The following is a 20002-nucleotide window of genomic DNA, read 5'->3' on the forward strand; positions in this document are numbered from 1 at the left end:
TGAAAACCAAAAATCGTAAAAAATAATAAATTTTAAGAAAATATTAATATTCTAGGTGGGGAATCATAAAAAGAAGGTATCAGCCGTAAATATCTACGGCTGATAATCACATACTAATGAATATCGCCTTTATTGGCATTGGCTGCATCTAAAATTTTATAAACATAGTTACGGTAGCTATCCAGTAACTTCTGGTCTTCACAATCATTCAGCTTGCCATCACATAAGTGACGCATCTTGATGTTGGCCTCATAAAATGGGGAAATTTTTAAATTTGCCCTTTCCAATAAGATACCGCCTAAGAAGGAAATATCAGTTAACTGGCCCGTTTTTATCACCGCGCCTGATTTCAAATTATCCCGTAAGGTAAATTGTGTTAAATAAGCGGGGGATGAAAATGAAGAATTATACTGATTTAAACTAATGCCTGGTTGATGGTCACCAAAATATAAGAACATCAACGGACGCTCACGTTTTTCAATAAAGTCTGCAAAATCACGTATTGATGCATCTGAAGTTACGATTTTGTCCATGTAATGGCTAAATTCACCTGCAGCATCTGGATTTTTAATTTTATCTTTTATGCCATAGTCATCACTATGACTCTCTTTATAGGGGCCATGTTCATACATGGTAAGAGAGAAAATAAATACAGGTTTATCTGTTTCTTGAGCTAAGATTTCTTTTACGTATTTCAGCATATCATCGGTGCTGATCGTCCATAAGTTATCTTGTAATTTTCCTGGGTAACCAAGTTCTTGTGGTTGAATAATTCTATCAACCCCAAGCGTTTCATAGGCATGGCCGGAATGGTATGCACCTTTATTAAAGGGGGTAAGTACCACGGTATAATAACCGTTGGCCTTCATTTCTTTGAATAAGCTATTTTTAAGGTGGTCAACGATAAAATAAAATACACCGCTTTTTTGCGCACCGAAATCATCGCTATTTAAGCCTGTTAGGGCGGAGAATTCAGATAACCAAGTTCCCCCACCAAAAGTTTGCACCCGCATCTGACTATGCGCGCTTACGCCATTATCTTGCTGGAACATAAATAAATCGGGAAGTTTGGTTCCTTCAGGTAAATCATAAATATGTGGGTCAACCGTAGATTCTTGTAGTAATAAAACGATGTCTGGTTTTTCTGATACCGCATTATTTTCTAGGGAGATAGTGGCCGCTTTTTCCACAAAGTAATCGGCTGAACCGGCAAATTCAGGGGATTGATAACTCGCATTTTGTGCTGACATAATAATATTGGTCACTGTCCCCCGGCCTTTTGGCAACGTCTGGGACCATCTGTCATAATAATGTGAGCTTGTGAAGTTAATACCAAAGTAACCTGCAATAATAAGAACGACACCAATAAAGCGAGTCATTTTTGATTTGCTTGGTTTGATCAACCGCCAGCTAATAACCCCATTAATGATTAATAAAATAAGGAACCCAACCAATGCGACACCCGCTAACCAGTAATGGCCCAAGGTGCCCATATTGGAAGTGTCCGTCATGATATTGATATCACTAAAGAAGAGTTGTTCTTTGTAATAATGAACTTTTAACTGGTTCAGGAATTTAATAATGATAAATAATGTACTGGTAATAATCGCAGAAAATAACCAGCGGGCTGTTAGCACCATTAAAATACCGAATAAAACGGCATATACACTGACCGATATGAGTGCAGGATAAATTACACTACCTTTTTCAAAGACTAAGAAAAGGGAGCCAATAAAGATCAATGCCAGATAAAAGCCTGCAAATAACTTTTTCTTCATTAGTTTTACCACAAGTTTAATATTGGAGGTTGCTATGAGGCACTACTATAACGGATTAAAACACTCAATTTATTCAACGAAAATGCCTTTATCTCGTAAATGGTGACCATCGCCTTTACGACGAGTAAAACCGCTTTTATCAAAAAACTCAAGAATTTGAATCGCGAGTTTTCGGCCAATCCCTAATTCGTTACGAAAATCAGCCGCAAAAATAGCTTCATTTTCCAAGCAATAACGATGAATAAGTGAAGCAAAATAATTAATTTGTTCATGACTATAATAGCGGTCACGAACTATTGCCGTAATTAACCCCATTTGTGCCGCCTTTTTTAACACGCGGCGCATCGTGTCTTCTTCATAACCACTTTCTAATGCTAAATCACGCACCCACCACGCCTCATTACGTGAAAATAGTGGGTATATTTGTTGCCAAATCAACTGCTGTTGCACATCAAACACCAACCCATGTTGAGGCATATGTAGCCAGCCACGTGTTTGCTTAATAACATTGTCAGTAATTAGGTCATTAATGAATTTAAAGGCTAATGCCTCACTCATTGAAGGCAGAGCCATACGTTTTAAACGTGCTTTGCCAACACCAATTTGGTCACTGTGTATTTCATTAAATTTTTCAAGAGTTTGAACGATATGTTCTTTCGCTATTTGCGTTTTAAACATGGATAAAACGTGATTGCCAACCCGTTCCACATCCGTTTTTGCTAATAAATTATCTAATGCTTCATGGGTGAGTTGCCGCGCCCAACTGTAATCCCGTAAATTAAGTTCACCTTGTGGAAGTTGTAACTTAAAGTGAGCCAGTTCGTCTTGTTCTCGGCAAAGCTTAGATAACCAATCCAAAAACTCTGGGAGCCTTTTACCTCGGCGTGGGGAAACCAAACGTATCACTCGAGCCCCACCTAACGTTTGGCGAGCGCTAATATCACGAATGATTAACCGGTCATTCTCTACTAACCATAATGGGGTATCTAAAATTAATTCTGCGAGAACAGGGGTTTCTCCTTGCTCCACTAATAATGATACTCGGCCAGTGATATGGCTTGCACCATGATAGAGATGCACAGGCTGCCAGTGCTTAATTAATGTATCGCATTCCAATTCGACAATAACCCGTGTCGCAATAAACGCAGGTTGCTCTGCAAGTAACCAATCACCTCGAGTGATATTTTCTTTATCAATATCACCTGTCAAGTTTAAAGCCACACGGTCCCCCGCGACAGCGAATTCAGATAGTTGGTTTTGCCGATGAATACCTCTGACACGAACTTGCTTATCCGCCCCAGTCACCCAAAGTGATTCGCCAACTTGAATTTTTCCCGCTAACGCGGTACCAGTCACCACAATCCCTGCACCTTTAACCAAAAAAACGCGGTCAATGGCTAAACGAAAACGACGTTGGATATTGGGATGTGAACCACTTTGCTGATGAAGCTGTTGCAGATATATCCGCAGCGCATCAATGCCACGCCCATCTTCGATAGACGTAATAAATAGTTTTGCATCTGGCCAACCTTGCTGAGCCAACTCAGAGGTAACTTGCTTCGTAACCTGCTCAATTCGCGAATGGTCAACTCGGTCAGCCTTCGTCAGTATGACACTGACATTTTCACAGCCCGCTAGTCTTAAAATAGAAAGGTGTTCAAGGGTTTGCGCCATCACACCATCATCACAAGCGACAACCAAAAGCGCATGATTTATGCCGCCAATCCCAGCCAACATATTGGCTAAAAATTTTTCATGTCCTGGAACGTCGATAAAACCAATCGAGCTACCATCTGGTTGCGGCCAGTAGGCATACCCTAGGTCAATGGTCATTCCGCGCTTTTTTTCCTCGGGGAGGTGTGCGGTATTTACGCCAGTAATAGCTTGAATTAATGAGGTTTTACCATGGTCAACATGGCCTGCAGTCGCAAAAATCATGAAAGTAAAGCCTGTAATAACGCATGTTCATCATCAAGACAGCGCAGGTCAAGCCACAATTTACCTTCTTTCATACGCCCAATCACGGGTTGAGGTAACTGACGCCATTGCGTAGCGAGTTGCTCTAATGCGCTACCTTTTCCATTTAACGGTGTAAAGGTTACCGCAAAGCTAGGAAGACGGTCGATAGGAAGTGAGCCGCTACCTATTTGTGAGAGGCAATGCTCAACTTCAACAATGAATTTGTCCCCGTAAAAGGCTTGTAGGGCAACAACGATACTTTCTGCGCTATCACGAATAGTTTCAGGATCTCGTGTTAGCCAACGTAGTGTGGGTAATTCTGTTGTGAGTTTTTCGGGCGTTAAATACAGTTTTAGCGTTGCTTCAAGTGCAGCTAAAACCATTTTATCAACCCGTAAAGCACGTTTTAATGGATGTTTTTGAATTGCATCAATCCATTTCTTCTTCCCTAAAATAATCCCTGCTTGTGGACCACCGAGAAGTTTATCCCCAGAAATTGAAACCAAATCAATGCCTTGAGAAAGATAATTTTGTGGCATGGGCTCTGCGGGTAGCCCATAAGCCGTCATATCAATCATCGAACCACTGCCTAAATCAATTGCCGTTGGTAATTGGTGCTTTCTACCTAGCTCTGCAAGCTCTTCACCTTCAACTTCAGCAGTAAATCCTTCAATACTGTAATTACTGGTATGCACTTTCATTAATAGTGCCGTTTGATCATTAATCGCATTCTCATAGTCACGTAAGTGGGTCCGATTTGTTGTTCCCACTTCAACTAATTGGCAGCCAGCCTGAGCCATGACATCAGGCACTCGAAAAGCCCCGCCAATCTCAACTAATTCACCACGAGAAACAATAACTTGCTGGCCATTCGCAACCGTTGCTAACAATAATAAAACTGCAGCAGCATTATTATTAACAATACACGCATCTTCTGCGCCAGTAAGCTCACACAGTAAATCAGCAATCGCACGGTCACGATGCCCTCGCATCGCGCCATCTAGAGAATATTCTAATGTGATAGGCGAACTCATCACTTGGCTAACCGCATTCACGGCTGTGGTCGACATTACCGCACGGCCTAAATTGGTATGTAACACCGTACCGGTCAAGTTAAACACGTTTTTTAGGGCACTTTGCCCTAAAGCTTGATGGCGTTGAACTAACTCTTTTACCCAATCTTCCTGCCAGGCAGGTAATTTCCCTGCCTGTGCAATACAGGTTCGAGCTTGCTCTTGCATCTCACGTAAACATGCAGTGACCCAGTGAGCCCCTGATTGTTCAATCAATATTTGCACTTCATCGAGTTGCAATAATTTATCAATCGCAGGAAGTTGGCGATATAAAACCAAGTCTGATTCAGCCATAGTCACGATTCTCTTTTACCGCTTATTTTTCACCAGGGAACAAGAACGGATTAATACTGCTACGTGCAAAACCTTCTTCTTCCATGCGAGCATCTAAAATAATTGACGCTAAATCATCAGCGACAGCTTCAACTTTAGCTTCTTTTTCTTGATAAAGGATTTTCAGATAGCTACCACAATCACCACAGCTTTCAGCTTTAACTGCTGCATTTTCATCATCTAATGACCAATAATTCAATTTACCCGTTTGCTCACAGTTACTGCATTTTACGCGCACCATATGCCATTCAGTTTCACATAAATTACAGTGCAAATAACGTAAACCTTGTGATGTACCAATTTGCACAATACTCGACACTGGCATGCTATTACATACAGGACAGAAATGACGATGGTCACCATGCTCTGCACGCGCTTTACCCGGGATATTTGCTGCCATTTGTGCCCAATACACCGATAATGCAGCCCAAATAAACATCGATTTATCCGCAGGCACTTTTTCAAATTCTTCATTTAGCAACGCAGTTGCCATGGCTTCGAGTTCTGTTTCAGACGCTTTATTCAGGTTTTCTAACGCAGGGCGTACAGACTCAGGCACGACTGGCATTAATTCGGCAATAATTGCCGTCAATAATTTGTGCCAATGTGTTGTGCGTGGAAATGTTTTTGCATCCAATGGCGAATTATTGGTATTTGTTGAACGCTCAAGGATAGATGCCATATCCATTTCTAATGGATTATCATGCTGTGCATTATGTTGCGCGGTTGCCACTTCAGCGGCAAAATTCAGATAATCTGCAAAAGGATGTTCTCCCGCACCAAGTTCTTTAAGTCGCTCAGCACGGCGCTGATATAAGCTTTTTAAGTTAGGAAACAGAACTGGTGGAATAAAACCAATTCCTTTTTCTTTCAATCTTTCTTGTCCTAACTCTTCTTTAGGAACGATACGAATACCCATTGCGTTCTCTCTTTTCTATTTTTTTATAACGACAATTCCCGAGAAAAGGCTATTTATTTTCTCGAAAGCGTTTTTGCTCATCATATTTATATCCGCGAAAGCGGTTCTCTAATGTTCAGGATAAAACAAAAGTCATCTTGAGGCTACTCTAGCCCCTGAATTATCCCTTCCATTAACCCGGAGTAGATCAAGGTAAATGTAAATCAGGATGATGATTGTTTTATTTGATATAAATAAATTGTTATCACTAGGATAAAAATTCTGAAGTTATGGTTTGAAGTGGTTATGACTACAAGCTTATGCTGCAAGCAGCCTTCTATTTGCAACAGGAATAGGTATTTCACTCTTATCTCAAGGTGTTTTTTATTGCCGTTCTTCAATAAGAAATAAATAAAAACATAAATATATTTAATATCATATCTACTGTACCTTTTAGATAAAAATAAATATAAAAAGCATTTATGGTCAATAGAATACGCGACCAAATACTATTCGGTCGCGTAACAATGAAATAACAGTTTTGCTTCTTTAGGGGTATAACAGTCCCTTTGGTATCATCAAAATACCAAATAAAAAGCCAATATTGTTAACAACGAATTAGGTTTTAGATTTTCAGTAATTCAGGGTAATACATACGCTTAATTGCAAGCTCTAAACCTCTAACTTCCGCTAAACCTTTTAAGCGCCCAATAGCGGAATAGCCTGGGTTGGTCACTTTTTTCAAATCATCTAAAATTTGGTGGCCATGGTCTGGTCTCATTGGAATGGGTGCAAGCCCCGCAGCATAGCGTTTCTGTTCAACCGCTAAAATGGCTTTGACCACTTCAAACATATCAACATCACCTGCAATATGATTGCCTTCATGGAAGGTATTTGGGTTATTTTCTCTCACTGTTGAACGTAAATGTGTGAAATGAATGCGATCACCAAATTCATTAATCATTTTTACTAGGTCGTTATCGGCTCGTACACCATAAGAACCTGTGCACATAGTAAACCCATTATGAATACTATCGCAGCTTTGCTTAATAAACCGCATATCTTCAATGGTAGAAACAATACGTGGCAGGCCTAAAATTGGGCGTGGAGGGTCATCCGGGTGAATAGCTAAAACCACATTTTCTTCTTCACAGACAGGAACGATTTTCTGCAAGAAATAACGTAAATTCTCACGTAACTGATTTTCATCAATATTATTATACAGCGCCAAGCGCTCACGGAATTGGTCTAATGTATAACCTTCTTCCGCACCCGGTAGCCCTGCGATGATGGTTTTAATCAGATTTTCAATGTCATCAGATGACATATTGGCATAATACTCAGCTGCTTCTTTAACTTCTTGTTCTGAATAACTCGCTGCCGCATTTTCACGCTTTAAAATATGAATTTCAAACGCAGCAAAAGCAATATTATCGAACCGTAACGCTTTGGAGCCATCCGGTAGCGTGTAAGCAAGGTCAGTACGCGTCCAATCTAGAATTGGCATAAAATTATAGCAAATGGTCTTAATACCACAGGATGCTAAATTACGAATACTCTGTTGGTAATTTTGAATATAGAGATCAAAATTACCTTGTTGAGTTTTAATATCTTCGTGAACAGGAATACTTTCCACGACAGACCAAACTAACCCAGCATCTTCAATGATAGCCTTACGCTTTAAAATCTCCTCGACACTCCAAACTTCACCGTTAGGAATATGGTGGAGCGCAGAGACGATACCTGTCGCCTCTGCTTGCCTAGCATCACTTAAAGAAACAGGGTCATTAGGACCGTACCAACGCCACGTATGCTCCATGAGTACTTCTCCTTCGATTATTCAAAAATAGTCTGATAAGGAATTGTTTCAAATAGGTAACCATCAAAATTGGGGTCATCAAAATCAGAAAGCTGCATTAGCGTATTTTTGACATTCTCTAAATGCTGCCACATCTCTTTTTTAGCCAACTCCGGATCACGTTTTTGTAGTGCATTTAAAATATTTTCATGATCAACCAACCACTTCTTTCGGTAAGTTGTGTTGTCAATATGTTCGTGAAGCTTATCCCACATAGGGCTTTGTAACCGCACAGCCCAGATATCATCAATAATCTTCGCCATCATGTCATTCTTGCTTGCGCGAGCAATTAACACGTGGAACTTATGATCATTAGCATCGTCACTTTCATTATTTGCGACTTTAATTCGCTCATCTTCTAATAATGCGCGGATCTCTTGGATATCAGCTTTTGTTGCTGACAAAGCAGCGCATGCAGCTATCGCACTTTCAATCACTTGGCGAGCTTGCAGTATTTCAAAAGGGCCATGATCTAAACTTTTAATTTCATCAATCAATAGGTCTGGATGATTAATGACATAAACCCCAGAACCTTTCTTGATAGAAACCAATTTTTCAATTTCCAACATGATGAGTGCTTCACGTACCAATGAGCGACTAACATCATATTTTTTAGCGATCTCACGCTCTGGCATTAAACGACTTCCTATCGGATATTCACCAGATGCAATGAGCTCTTTTAACTGCTGACCTAGGTATTGGTACGAGCGGTATTGAGTTTTCATATATATGTACAACGCGTTGTCGAATTAAATTTAGTTCTTCCATTGTAGATTATCGTCCCTCATTACAATGGTCAACCAATTTATCCACTATTTCCGCAAAATTAGTTAACCAATTTGTGATCAGATTCACTTATTGTCGTCTTTTTAGTCATTGTTTTTTAATTTACCGATTGATAGAGTGAAAAAAAGAGAATTTGGTCAACCAATAAATAAACCACTTTGAGTATTTTACGGTAATTTGGTTGATCAGTTGGTTAACACGTAATAGGGATTCGGGCCAAAATGAAAATCATAAAAGCAGAAGTCTTTGTATGTAGCCCCGGTCGTAATTTTGTCACATTAAAAATTACGACCGATGAAGGCGTATATGGATTAGGTGATGCCACCCTTAACGGGAGAGAGCTCTCTGTAGCATCCTATCTTCAAGATCACCTCTGTCCTCAGCTAATAGGCCGTGACCCACATAAAATTGAAGATATTTATCAGTTCTTCTATAAGGGAGCTTACTGGCGTAGAGGCCCAGTTACGATGTCCGCCATTTCTGCGATTGATATGGCACTGTGGGATATTAAAGGCAAAATTGCCAACCTTCCGGTCTATCAGTTACTCGGTGGCGCTTCTCGTGAAGGAGTGATGGTTTATTGCCACACCACGGGTACCGATATTGCTGAAACACTAGATAACTACGCAAAATATAAAGAAAAAGGTTTTAAAGCGATCCGTGTGCAATGTGGCATTCCAGGAATGGCAACCACCTATGGACAGAGTAAAGGAAAAAACCTTGCTTATGAACCTGCCACAAAAGGCCATCACCCTGAAGAACAACTTTGGTCAACCGAAAAATATCTGGACTTTATGCCCAAACTGTTTGAAGCCGTTCGGGACAAATATGGCTTCAATGAGCACCTTTTACACGATATGCACCATCGCTTGACCCCTATTGAAGCGGCTCGCTTCGGTAAAAGTATTGAAGATTATCGATTATTTTGGATGGAAGACCCAACACCAGCGGAAAACCAAGCTTGTTTTAGATTAATTCGTCAACATACCGTCACCCCAATCGCCGTAGGTGAAGTTTTTAATAGCATTTGGGATTGTAAACAATTGATTGAAGAGCAACTCATCGATTATATCCGCACCACAATCACGCATGCTGGTGGGATCACGGGAATGCGCCGAATTGCTGATTTTGCTTCACTTTACCAAGTCAGAACTGGTTCTCATGGTCCATCTGACTTATCCCCAATTTGCCATGCTGCCGCCTTACACTTTGACCTTTGGGTACCCAATTTCGGCGTTCAAGAGTTTATGGGCTATTCAGAAGAAATGTTGTCCGTATTTACGACCAACTGGACGTTCAACGATGGTTATATGCACCCAAGTGATAAGCCCGGTTTAGGTATCGATTTTAATGAAAAACTGGCAGCGAAATACCCGTACAACCCAGCTTATCTTCCAGTCGCTCGTCTCGAAGACGGCACGTTGTGGAACTGGTAATTTTTATTTTATTCGGAGTCAAATATGAAAGCTGTAAAATCGGTAGTAATTAAAGAACCCAATACGTTATTGATTGAAGAACGTTCAGTTCCTGAACCGGCTGAAAATCAAGTACAAATAAAAGTTCGCTTAGCCGGTATTTGTGGTTCTGACAGCCATATCTACCGTGGCCATAACCCATTTGCAAAATATCCACGTGTGATTGGCCATGAATTTTTCGGTGTCATTGAAAAAGTGGGTTCAGACGTAGACAGTAAACGCGTTGGTGAACGTGTCTCTATCGACCCAGTCCTTAGCTGTGGTCATTGTTACCCATGCTCAATTGGTAAACCAAATGTGTGTGAAACACTAGAAGTATTGGGTGTTCATACTGATGGCGGGTTCACTGAATATGTCAATGTCCCTGCGGCCAATGCTTATACTATTCCTGATTCAATCAGCGATGAATGTGCCGTTACCGTTGAGCCATACTCTATTGCCGCCAACGTGACTTCGCATGTTCACCCAACTCAAGATGACATCGCATTAGTCTATGGTGCGGGTACGATTGGGTTAACCTGCGCACAGGTTCTCAAAGGGGTTTATCAAGTCAAAACCTTGATTATGGTTGACCGTGTGGCTGAACGTTTAGCAAGAGCAAAAGATTGTGGTGCTGATATTGTCATTGATAACTCACAAACCCCACTACCAGAGCAACTCAAAGCACTGGGGCTTCGCCCAACGTTAGTACTTGATGCCGCTTGCCATCCCGCTATCTTACAAGAAGCCATCTTGATTGCTTCCCCCGCAGCAAGAGTTTCTATTATGGGCTTTTCAAGTGAAGCAAGTGCCGTTACACAGCAAAGTATCACCAGCAAAGAGATTTCATTGTTTTCTTCACGTTTGAATGCCAAAAAATTCCCTGAGGTGATTAGCTGGATAGAATCTAAAAAAATTGACCCAACGAAAATCTTGACGCATCAGTTCCCATTCACTGAAGCACAAGAGGCAATCTTAACCTTTGAAAAAGACCAGAAAACCTGCTGTAAAATTCTTTTAACCTTTTAATTTAATTAAAAAAAATAAATCCAATTTGGATACTACCCTACGTGATTAATAGGATAATAATATGAATACTCAGTCAATTGACCCATCAGGGAAAGTGGAACGCAGTTCTGGCGATCTAACCAAAGCTGCAGTTTCAGGCTGGCTAGGAACCGCTCTAGAGTTTATGGATTTCCAGCTTTACTCGTTAGGTGCAGCACTTGTTTTCCATGAAATATTTTTCCCTGAACAATCCGCTTCAATGGCATTAATTCTTGCGATGGGAACTTATGGTGCCGGATATGTCGCACGTATTGTTGGTGCGATTTTCTTTGGTCAAATGGGCGACCGAATCGGTCGTAAAAAAGTACTCTTTATCACCATCACTATGATGGGGGTGTGTACTACATTAATCGGGGTATTACCAACCTACGCACAGGTAGGTATCCTCGCACCGCTGTTATTAGTTCTCTTGCGAATTATTCAAGGCTTAGGGGCAGGCGCTGAAATTTCAGGCGCAGGTACCATGCTGGCAGAATATGCACCAAAAGGCCGCCGTGGTATTGTGGCCTCATTAGTGGGTCTGGGAACAAACTGTGGCACATTAAGCGCAACTGCGATTTGGGCAGTCATGTTCTTCTGGTTAGATAAGTCAGACTTACTGGCTTGGGGCTGGCGTGTACCGTTCTTGGCAAGCTTCGTGGTAATGCTGTTTGCTGTATGGTTACGACTGAATCTGAAAGAAAGCCCTGTATTTGAGAAAGTGCAAAATACGGAAGAACAAGAAGCCAAAGTTGCAGTACAAACACCACCGAAGGAAAGTTTCTTTGCCATGTTTAAATCTAAAGCATTTTGGTTAGCGACTGGCATTCGTTTCGGTCAAGCAGGTAACTCTGGGTTAATTCAAACTTTCTTAGCAGGATATTTGGTTCAAAGCCTATTGTTTGATAAGAGTATTCCAACTGATGCGATCATGATCAGCTCCGTTGTCGGTTTCCTAACTATTCCTGTGATTGGTCTGATATCCGATAAATTTGGTCGTCGTATTCCTTATATTATTCTTAGTTTATCTGCCATGTTGCTCGCCTACCCGATGTTATCTGTCATCGTCGATGGTGCGAACAGCGTTAGCTTAATTACCATCTGTATTATTATCGTTCATAACTGTTCAGTACTCGGATTATTTGCCTTAGAAAATATTACGATGGCTGAAATGTTCAACTCACGTAACCGCTTCACCGGTATGGCTGTGGCCAAAGAAATTGGTGGCTTAATTGCCTCTGGCTTAGGCCCAGTTCTAGCAGGTATTTTCTGTAGCGTCACCGGAAGCTGGTGGCCAATTGCCATCATGATCATCATTTACTCTGCCATTTCATTAATCAGCGCCATCATTATGCCTGAAGTGAAAGATCGTGATTTAACCAGTACGTTGGATGCTGTTGAAGAGGCTGAACAACAAAAAGGTAAAGTGAAATATGCAACTGTCAACCAATAACCTAAACCAATTACCTGCGACTATCAAAGTACCAAGCTATGATAGGGAGCAGATAAAGGTAAAAATGCTTCACTTAGGTTTCGGCGCGTTCCATCGCGCCCACCAAGCCATCTTTGCCGATATTTTAGCCACAGAACAGCAGAGTAATTGGGGTTTTTGCGAAGTCAATTTAGTCGGTGGCGAGCAACAAATTGAAGATTTACTCGCTCAAGATTGCCTTTATAACGTAGTTGAAATGCAAGGCGATAATTGGCAAACCCGTACGGTGGGGGTGGTAAAAGAAGCATTACACCCAACCATTCACGGAATTAATGCTGTTATCAATCGCATGTTAGACCCTAACATTGCCATCGTTTCCATGACTGTTACTGAAAAAGGTTATTGCTATGTACCCGCGACAGGCTCGATTGATTTTTCTAACCCCGCTATCGCACATGATTTAGCCTCACCAGATACCCCTAAATCATTGCCGGGCCTGATTGTTGAGGCGTTAAAACGCCGTAAAGCACTAGGTATTGCGCCATTTACAGTCATGTCCTGTGATAATATGCCTGAAAATGGCCATATTACGAAAAATGTCATTTTAGCGATGGCCGCAAAACAGGATGTCACACTGGCCAATTGGATTGAAGCCAACGTCACTTTTCCATCTACCATGGTGGATAGAATTGTACCTGCCATGACACCAGACACTGCAGAGAAAATTCAATCTCAACTGGGCCCTATCGTCGATAAAGTCGCCATTGCCTGTGAGCCATTTCGCCAGTGGGTGATTGAAGACAATTTTGTCGCGGGCCGTCCTGAGTGGGAAAAAGCGGGCGCTCAATTAGTGACAGATGTCATTCCATTTGAAGAAATGAAACTGCGCATGTTAAATGGTAGCCACTCATTTCTTGCATATTTAGGTTATTTGGCTGGTTACCAATACATTAATGAGTGCATGCAGGATAGCGCTTATGAAAAAGCGGCTTATCACCTGATGGTCAATGAGCAAGCACCAACGTTATCCATCAAAAATGTGGATTTACCCGCCTATGCTAATGCCCTGATTGAGCGTTTCAAAAATACGGGGTTGAAACATCGTACTTGGCAAATCGCGATGGATGGAACGCTGAAATTATCTCAACGTTTACTCGACTCTATCCAAATTCATCTTAAAAACGGCCAATCATTTGATTATTTAGCCTTAGCGGTTGCGGGATGGATGCGTTATGTCAGCGGAAAAGATGATCATGGCGCAGAAATTCAAGTCAGCGACCCACAGGCTGTAAAATTGGCTGAGCTAGTTGCAAACAGCACTGATGATGAAAGCCGTGTTCGCGCACTGCTTTCTCTCAACAGTTTGTTTACCGACGAACTGGTTAATAATTCGTTATTTACTGAAAAGGTGACTGCATTCTACCTTTCACTACGTGATAACGGTGCCAAAAAAACAGTTGAAGCGCTCAACCACCAGCACGACCTATAACAACATCTTAGCAGGCGGGGCTTCCCCGCCTCTTTCATCCAAACTAGTTTGAATCTATTGGCATTCCTTTATTTTCTTTCGAAAACTGATGTCCAAAGAAAAATATCAAACACAATGGAATTAGTGTGGCAAATAAAGCATATTCCTTTGCATAATCAGCTAATAACACCATCATGAAAGCCCCGCCAGCAAAGCCCAATAGTGTCAGAAAATAACAATAACTTTTATATAATGCACTTTTTCTTTCTTGACCTTTAAATGCAATAGACTCTGCCAATGAACTAAAGCCCAGTTGCACATTCAAGGTCACCGCAATATTGCCATATAGCATGCCATTAATCTTATGAAACGCATTACCTTGCATTCCCGCAATAAAAGAAAGAGCCCAAACAGCATGAAACCCATTTGACTGCACGTTAAATAAGAAAATATAAATAATAAGTAATAATAAAAGGACAATTTCCAATGACAATAACGTAAATGTCCAGGTTTTTTCATCAGTATTATAGCGATAACGGATCCATGCCAACAGCATTGCTCCCGCACCAAAGGAAATAATAGAAATAATATAAGGCATCACTGCGGTTAGGCCGTGCTTAGCAAACTCATAACCTAACATAATAATATTGCCTGACTGAAAAGTAGCGAATGATTTAGTCGTAAAAAAGGCATACCCATCAAGCATTCCTGATGCAATAGCTAATAAAAATGCGATCGTGGGTAACTGCATAAAAGGGACTTTAGGAGAGGAAATCATAGTTTACTTACCTGTCTTGATGATTCTTTTTCTGACTGACTTAGTCGACTAATAATCGAGGTGATGTATACCGTAAAAATAGGAAAAACCGTCATACCAGTAGCCGCCAGAATAGTGGTAATGACTTTACCAGCACTCGTCACTGGGATAATATTTGAACCCAATGTGGTGACAGTCATTGCCGCCCACCAAATGGCATCCCCATACGTTTTAACATCAACATTAAGACCCCGTTCGAAAATGTAGAAAATTAAGCTAATAAAATAGACCGTTGAAAATAACAAAATCATATAAGATAAAAATAATGCTGTCGTATTTCGTTTTACAACCATCATCATAAGCATGACAAACGCTGCACCACCACGAAATAAGGGGATAAACCGAATAAGATAAATTTGCTCCTCAGTAAATTTTATCGATGTGTAATCCAATATGGTTAAATACGGAACAGATAACAAAACGATAATCGCGTATTTTTTGACAAACTTTTTTTTGTTTTTTGAAATAAATAAAAAAATAAAAAAATCACATGTAAAATAAATGCAGATCCAAAATTGAATATCAAAATAAATTGACCGCTTGAGAAAGGGGTCATGATTAAAGGTTTCAATAGAAATACTCGCTATTAAAACCAACGAGGCCACAATCCCTAAAAAATGAAGTGTTTTAATCCACGTTTCTTGACTACCAAACTGTCGAAAAGTCAGCATATTAATAATCTAATTATTGAAGCCATTAATAGGGCTTTTATTCATGATAAGATCCCGTTGCTATTTTTCTAACAACAACGGGAAAATATAAACATTACTGTGTTAACGGGGGAAACCAAATAGCTTGCTGGCCACTCACCAATCGTTCTTGGTTAATCCACGTAAAAGGAGCAGGTACCTGAGCTTGCAAACGTACATCTTCAGCCCCTCGTTGTGCGGTTAAGGTTGGAGTAAGCACGACAGGCTCTGGCCCATAAATAGCCGCTGACGTCGAATCACGTTCGTTTCGTCCTCCACAAACCACCCATAATTGGTTTAATGTCGCGATGGCATAAGGGATAAAATCGGCACGTCCTGTCGGCGGCTCTTCAACCGAAAAAAGATGGCTATCAATTTCTACTTTTAAATCACTCGGGATACCGGCTGGTGCAGCAAGGATATCAGCGCGTAACGTACTGTATAACCCCCCTAATTCAGGAACATCTAATTCATGTGCAGCCGCCAGTGCAATACGCCCAATTGGCGTTGCTGTCACACTCACAGAACTACCCGCTGTTGCCCAGCCACTATCTCGCTCATTAAGATGTGTAACGCGATAGCGCGCTAATATTTCCCCTAATGGCCCTGCAAGCACCACCGTATGGAACAATTTATCCGTTTCAATTTCAGGGTAGCTTCCAACAATATACCCTTTCCCCTTTTGAGCCGCCTGACTCAATGTTTGCTCAAAAGTGCCCCCTTGTTGTTCGGCATAAGACAAAATAATGTTGGGATCGTTGGTATAAGGTAGCGCAGAAAGCTCAGGAAGAACCAGCAACTCATTTTCTCCCACTAGGACTGAGTTTAGCTTAGAAAGCGATTTTTCCCACTGCGCCGCAATCAGCGTTGTTTGCGTTATTGTTGATGTGGCATTGATATCTGTCGGGCTACGATGAAAAGCAAGCATTGGGAAATATAATTCAGGCCGACGCTTCGCCAGTAATGCATCGCGCTGTTTATCCGCTTCATCTAAGTCAATCATCGCACTGTATATGCCATTTAATCCCGGTTCTAACTCTAATGGGCTAAGCACTGGAGATTGAGCCACTTTATGTCCTGATGGTGCCCATACGCTCGAACCACCATTATAATAGAGCTGCCCTTTGGTAATTGGGTTAGTTTCAATTCCACTGCGTGTTGCACAAATTACCCAGACACCATTGAAAGTACTCATATGCTGTACATGCGCAACGGTTGAGTGATCCCCAAGCATTTCAGCAGGACTCGCGTTAGGCATCATACGGTCGGATACTGAATGCCAACCAATGATTTGTGCCCCTTCTAATGCGGCTAAACGTACATATTGCCAGTAGGTATCATCATAACAAATTAGTAATGCAATACGGCCAATCGGTGTTTCAAAGGTTTTGACGCCGGTATTACCCGGAGCAAACACTTTTTGATCTTGAGAATTTAGGCCTATTTTACGATATTTACCAATAATGCCTTCCGGCCCCATCAAAACGGCTGAATTATAAGCCAGCCCAGTTTCGCTATCGCGCTCCGCGATACCCACACTCATATACATTCCTGTTCGAGCCAGTACGGGTAGTATTGCAGCGGTCGTTTTGCCAGGGATAGTATCTAAATAAGGCGCTAATTCTGTAGAGTCCGAAAATAAATAACCACTCACAGCCGTTTCTGGAAATACGGCATAATTTATCCCTTGAGCGGCCACTTTTTCTGCCGCTTCAACTAAACGTTGAATATTTCCATTTAAATCTCCCCATGCAGGAATAAAATCAACGGCTGCCACCTTACTACTTTTTTTTATTTCAGCAATACTCATACAATAATCCTTATTCAAAGAATTTATTAGTAAATAAATAATTTTTGCTATTAATAAAAATAAATATTAAACAGGAAGAATATTTCTATAATTCCAAATAATTTAGGTAATAATAGCTTGAGTGCAGCGGCTATATTTGAGTACATCGAGTATCTAAATATAGCCGCTAATATTAATTTTCTTTTTTAGAGAATCATATTAAGAGCGAATTTAATGTTATTAATTAAATAACATTATTTTTTTTCATTTCCATAATTTGTTCATCACTATAACCAAGCTCTTTTAACACTTCGTTATTATGTTCCCCTAGCAATGGAGCACTTTTAATTTCAGGGATAAACGCTGAAAACTTCATTGGGCAACCCACCGTTAAATATGAGCCTCGTTTTGGTTGCTGAACCTCGACAATTGAGCCACTACGACGCAAAGAAGGGTCTTCCATAATTTCTTTCATACTTAATACTGCGGAACATGGCACATCAAACTGATCAAAATAGTCGGTTAGTGCATGTTTATCTTTGTCTTTGGCGATTTCTTCGATTGCATCCCATACATCTTGGATATGGCTTGCACGTGCCTGTGTAGTAGCAAAAGCAGGGTCAGTTTTCCATTCTGGGCGCCCAATTGCATCACAGGTATTTTCCCAATTATGATCTTGATTAATAAAATAAATATAGGCATTTGGATCAACATCACTGCCTTTACATTTGAGCATCGTGCCCGGCTGGCCACCCCCACTCGCATTTCCCCCACGGGGAACCGCATCACCAAATGTTCCGTTGGGATATTGAGGATACTCCTCTAAGAAACCGAGTTTTTCTAAACGTTGTTGATCACGTAATTTCACACGACATAAATTAAGCACCGCATCTTGCATCGACATCGTAACACGTTGCCCTTTACCTGTTTTTTCACGGTGTAATAATGCTGTCAGTATGCCTATCAATAAATGCATACCCGTATTACTGTCCCCCAATGCCGCAGCGCTTACCGTTGGAGGGCCATCCGGAAAGCCTGTCGTTGATGCGGAACCTCCCGCAGATTGAGCAACATTTTCATAGGCCTTAACGTTCGCATAGGGCGAATTTTCATTAAACCCTTTAATCGAGCCAAAAATTAACCGTGGATTAAGTTCTTGAATGTACTCCCATGTGAACCCCATATGGTCGATAGCCCCCGGATGAAAATTTTCAATTAATACATCAGACTGACGTATTAATTTCTCCATCACGGCTTTTCCCTCTGGGGTTTTGGTATTGAGCTCTAAAGAGCGTTTATTACTATTTAACATCGTAAAATATAACGCATCGACATCTGGAATATCTCGTAATTGGTTACGAGTCACATCCCCAACCCCTGGGCGTTCAATTTTGATCACATCAGCACCGAACCAAGCAAGCATTTGTGTACAAGATGGGCCTGACTGGACTCCCGTAAAATCAAGAACACGTATCCCATCAAGCGGTTTTGAAGAAGTCATAATTCACCTTTTTACAAAACAGCCATGGCGTCATTTCTCACGCCATGGCAACTCATTTTGACCCGTTTATTCTTTCTATGAAACAAGTCGAGAGATGTAGATCCACGCTGGAGCTGCGATGATAAAACCAAGCACACTCACGGCCAGCGATGCTGTTCCTGTTCGGGTATACAGATTAAAGCGACTTGCAATAATTATTCCAGAGAACGCTGGTGGTAACGCCCCGGCTAATACCATCATTTGCAGTTGCTCTGTACCCATATTAAACATCATACCCGCCAGCAACATTAACCCTGGCATTAACACTAGCTTTAATAACGTGTTATAGACAATCTCACCATCGAACTCGAACTTATTCGCGGCTAATGTCAGACCCGCAGCAAATACCGCAACACCGGAGTTTGCTTTCGCAATTAAATCAAATGTCGGGTCCCAAACAGTTGGAATTTTCACACCAACTAGTACCAGTGCAGTCGCGAGTACCGGAGCCCATACGACAGGTTCTTTAAAGGCTGAGATTAATGCATCCATACCGCCGCCGCCTTTTTTCCCTTCTGCATCAGATGGGTTCAGTAAGAACAAGCCGATAGGAATTGTAATGGCATTAACGATGATGGATATAATGGCAACAACTAATCCCGTTGAAACGGTTTCACCATAAATAGGGTCTAGAACCGCAAACCCTAAGAAACCAATTGTCGGAGAACCTGCAATTAATGCACATACCGCAGCTTCGCCACGACTATGTTTAAAAATATATTTACAGCTAAAGAAAGAGAAAAAGAAACAAACGAGCAAGACCACAAATGAAATAATAGTCAATTTAGCGTCTGCAAATATCATTTCTCGATTAGCACGCGCGATAGACACAAATAATGCAGCAGGTAATGCGTAATTTAATACCAACTTATTAAATGCTTTCGCTTGGTCACTGGTAAACACATTTCGTTTACCACTCACATAACCTAATACCATAATAATAATGATAGGTAATAGGTCGCTCATAAAAATCTTATACATAAAATCAGCCATAAGACCCACCTATTTTGGCAATAAGATTCCGTACGCAACTCATTAAAAATGAGCCGCGTAAGGTAATCTTTGTTAGTTAACGTGATAC

Annotated in this window: 15 protein-coding genes; 4 read left to right on the forward strand and 11 right to left on the reverse strand. The window is 41.0% G+C overall.

Annotated elements, in window-relative coordinates; translation table 11 throughout:
• Positions 1-113 precede the first annotated feature (113 nt).
• The 6 genes from PSE60_RS18355 to PSE60_RS18380 form a co-directional block, all read right to left on the reverse strand.
• Entirely contained in the window at positions 114-1778 is a 1665-nt protein-coding gene (locus PSE60_RS18355; protein WP_272666381.1) for an LTA synthase family protein, read from the reverse strand.
• Positions 1779-1847: 69 nt separating this feature from the next.
• The gene (gene selB, locus PSE60_RS18360; protein WP_272666382.1) at positions 1848-3716 is read right to left on the reverse strand and encodes a selenocysteine-specific translation elongation factor; all 1869 of its coding nucleotides are present in this window, start codon (positions 3714-3716) and stop codon (positions 1848-1850) included.
• A complete protein-coding gene (selA, locus tag PSE60_RS18365) occupies positions 3713-5104 on the reverse strand; it encodes an L-seryl-tRNA(Sec) selenium transferase (protein ID WP_272666383.1) in 1392 nt (463 codons plus the stop codon). Before selA ends, selB begins: the two co-directional genes overlap by 4 nt.
• A gap of 22 nt (positions 5105-5126) precedes the next feature.
• Positions 5127-6062, reverse strand: a complete 936-nt coding sequence (fdhE, locus tag PSE60_RS18370) for a formate dehydrogenase accessory protein FdhE (protein ID WP_004906186.1) — start codon at positions 6060-6062, stop codon at positions 5127-5129.
• Positions 6063-6666: 604 nt separating this feature from the next.
• The gene (gene uxuA / locus PSE60_RS18375; RefSeq protein WP_272666384.1) at positions 6667-7860 is read right to left on the reverse strand and encodes a mannonate dehydratase; all 1194 of its coding nucleotides are present in this window, start codon (positions 7858-7860) and stop codon (positions 6667-6669) included.
• 17 nt (positions 7861-7877) lie between these two features.
• On the reverse strand, positions 7878-8624 hold the full coding sequence (locus PSE60_RS18380; RefSeq protein WP_042851476.1) for an FCD domain-containing protein: 747 nt from the start codon (positions 8622-8624) through the stop codon (positions 7878-7880).
• Between the two features lie 282 nt (positions 8625-8906).
• Here PSE60_RS18380 and manD point away from each other — a divergent pair, with 282 nt between their 5' ends.
• From manD to PSE60_RS18400, 4 genes are all read left to right on the forward strand, one after another.
• A complete protein-coding gene (manD, locus tag PSE60_RS18385) occupies positions 8907-10121 on the forward strand; it encodes a D-mannonate dehydratase ManD (RefSeq protein WP_210836491.1) in 1215 nt (404 codons plus the stop codon).
• 24 nt (positions 10122-10145) lie between these two features.
• Positions 10146-11168 carry a Zn-dependent oxidoreductase gene (locus tag PSE60_RS18390; protein WP_210836493.1) on the forward strand — a complete coding sequence of 341 codons (1023 nt, stop codon included), beginning with the start codon at positions 10146-10148 and terminating at the stop codon, positions 11166-11168.
• Positions 11169-11229: 61 nt separating this feature from the next.
• Positions 11230-12639 carry an MFS transporter gene (locus tag PSE60_RS18395; RefSeq protein WP_004906844.1) on the forward strand — a complete coding sequence of 470 codons (1410 nt, stop codon included), beginning with the start codon at positions 11230-11232 and terminating at the stop codon, positions 12637-12639.
• Positions 12620-14107, forward strand: a complete 1488-nt coding sequence (locus PSE60_RS18400; protein WP_272666385.1) for a mannitol dehydrogenase family protein — start codon at positions 12620-12622, stop codon at positions 14105-14107. Before PSE60_RS18395 ends, PSE60_RS18400 begins: the two co-directional genes overlap by 20 nt.
• Positions 14108-14150: 43 nt before the next feature.
• On the opposite strand, the gene PSE60_RS18405 is transcribed toward PSE60_RS18400, so the two are convergent.
• From PSE60_RS18405 to yfdV, 5 genes are all read right to left on the reverse strand, one after another.
• On the reverse strand, positions 14151-14864 hold the full coding sequence (locus tag PSE60_RS18405) for a YoaK family protein (protein ID WP_210836497.1): 714 nt from the start codon (positions 14862-14864) through the stop codon (positions 14151-14153).
• Positions 14861-15574: a potassium channel family protein gene (locus PSE60_RS18410; RefSeq protein WP_196718927.1), complete on the reverse strand. Its 714-nt coding sequence runs from the start codon at positions 15572-15574 to the stop codon at positions 14861-14863. The genes PSE60_RS18405 and PSE60_RS18410 overlap by 4 nt, the downstream gene beginning before the upstream one ends.
• A 94-nt stretch (positions 15575-15668) precedes the next feature.
• Positions 15669-17402 (reverse strand): nitrilase-related carbon-nitrogen hydrolase, encoded by a 1734-nt coding sequence (locus PSE60_RS18415; RefSeq protein ID WP_272666386.1) that lies wholly within the window; start codon positions 17400-17402, stop codon positions 15669-15671.
• A gap of 223 nt (positions 17403-17625) precedes the next feature.
• Positions 17626-18882, reverse strand: a complete 1257-nt coding sequence (gene frc / locus PSE60_RS18420) for a formyl-CoA transferase (protein WP_210836499.1) — start codon at positions 18880-18882, stop codon at positions 17626-17628.
• 75 nt (positions 18883-18957) lie between these two features.
• A complete protein-coding gene (yfdV, locus tag PSE60_RS18425) occupies positions 18958-19902 on the reverse strand; it encodes a transporter YfdV (protein ID WP_004906833.1) in 945 nt (314 codons plus the stop codon).
• Positions 19903-20002: the final 100 nt, after the last annotated feature.

The organism is Providencia sp. PROV174 (assembly GCF_028480685.1).
In the GTDB taxonomy this organism is placed as follows: domain Bacteria; phylum Pseudomonadota; class Gammaproteobacteria; order Enterobacterales; family Enterobacteriaceae; genus Providencia; species Providencia rettgeri.

What these genes read in the sequence shown, in the direction of transcription:
- manD (WP_210836491.1), top strand. Translation starts at nt 8,907, where the DNA reads ATGAAAATCATAAAAGCAGAAGTCTTTGTATGTAGCCCCGGTCGTAAT.
- PSE60_RS18390 (WP_210836493.1), top strand. Translation starts at nt 10,146, where the DNA reads ATGAAAGCTGTAAAATCGGTAGTAATTAAAGAACCCAATACGTTATTG.
- frc (WP_210836499.1), bottom strand. Translation starts at nt 18,882, where the DNA reads ATGACTTCTTCAAAACCGCTTGATGGGATACGTGTTCTTGATTTTACG.
- PSE60_RS18380 (WP_042851476.1), bottom strand. Translation starts at nt 8,624, where the DNA reads ATGAAAACTCAATACCGCTCGTACCAATACCTAGGTCAGCAGTTAAAA.
- yfdV (WP_004906833.1), bottom strand. Translation starts at nt 19,902, where the DNA reads ATGTATAAGATTTTTATGAGCGACCTATTACCTATCATTATTATTATG.
- PSE60_RS18355 (WP_272666381.1), bottom strand. Translation starts at nt 1,778, where the DNA reads ATGAAGAAAAAGTTATTTGCAGGCTTTTATCTGGCATTGATCTTTATT.
- selB (WP_272666382.1), bottom strand. Translation starts at nt 3,716, where the DNA reads ATGATTTTTGCGACTGCAGGCCATGTTGACCATGGTAAAACCTCATTA.
- fdhE (WP_004906186.1), bottom strand. Translation starts at nt 6,062, where the DNA reads ATGGGTATTCGTATCGTTCCTAAAGAAGAGTTAGGACAAGAAAGATTG.
- PSE60_RS18410 (WP_196718927.1), bottom strand. Translation starts at nt 15,574, where the DNA reads ATGCTGACTTTTCGACAGTTTGGTAGTCAAGAAACGTGGATTAAAACA.
- PSE60_RS18400 (WP_272666385.1), top strand. Translation starts at nt 12,620, where the DNA reads ATGCAACTGTCAACCAATAACCTAAACCAATTACCTGCGACTATCAAA.
- PSE60_RS18415 (WP_272666386.1), bottom strand. Translation starts at nt 17,402, where the DNA reads ATGAGTATTGCTGAAATAAAAAAAAGTAGTAAGGTGGCAGCCGTTGAT.
- selA (WP_272666383.1), bottom strand. Translation starts at nt 5,104, where the DNA reads ATGGCTGAATCAGACTTGGTTTTATATCGCCAACTTCCTGCGATTGAT.
- PSE60_RS18395 (WP_004906844.1), top strand. Translation starts at nt 11,230, where the DNA reads ATGAATACTCAGTCAATTGACCCATCAGGGAAAGTGGAACGCAGTTCT.
- PSE60_RS18405 (WP_210836497.1), bottom strand. Translation starts at nt 14,864, where the DNA reads ATGATTTCCTCTCCTAAAGTCCCTTTTATGCAGTTACCCACGATCGCA.
- uxuA (WP_272666384.1), bottom strand. Translation starts at nt 7,860, where the DNA reads ATGGAGCATACGTGGCGTTGGTACGGTCCTAATGACCCTGTTTCTTTA.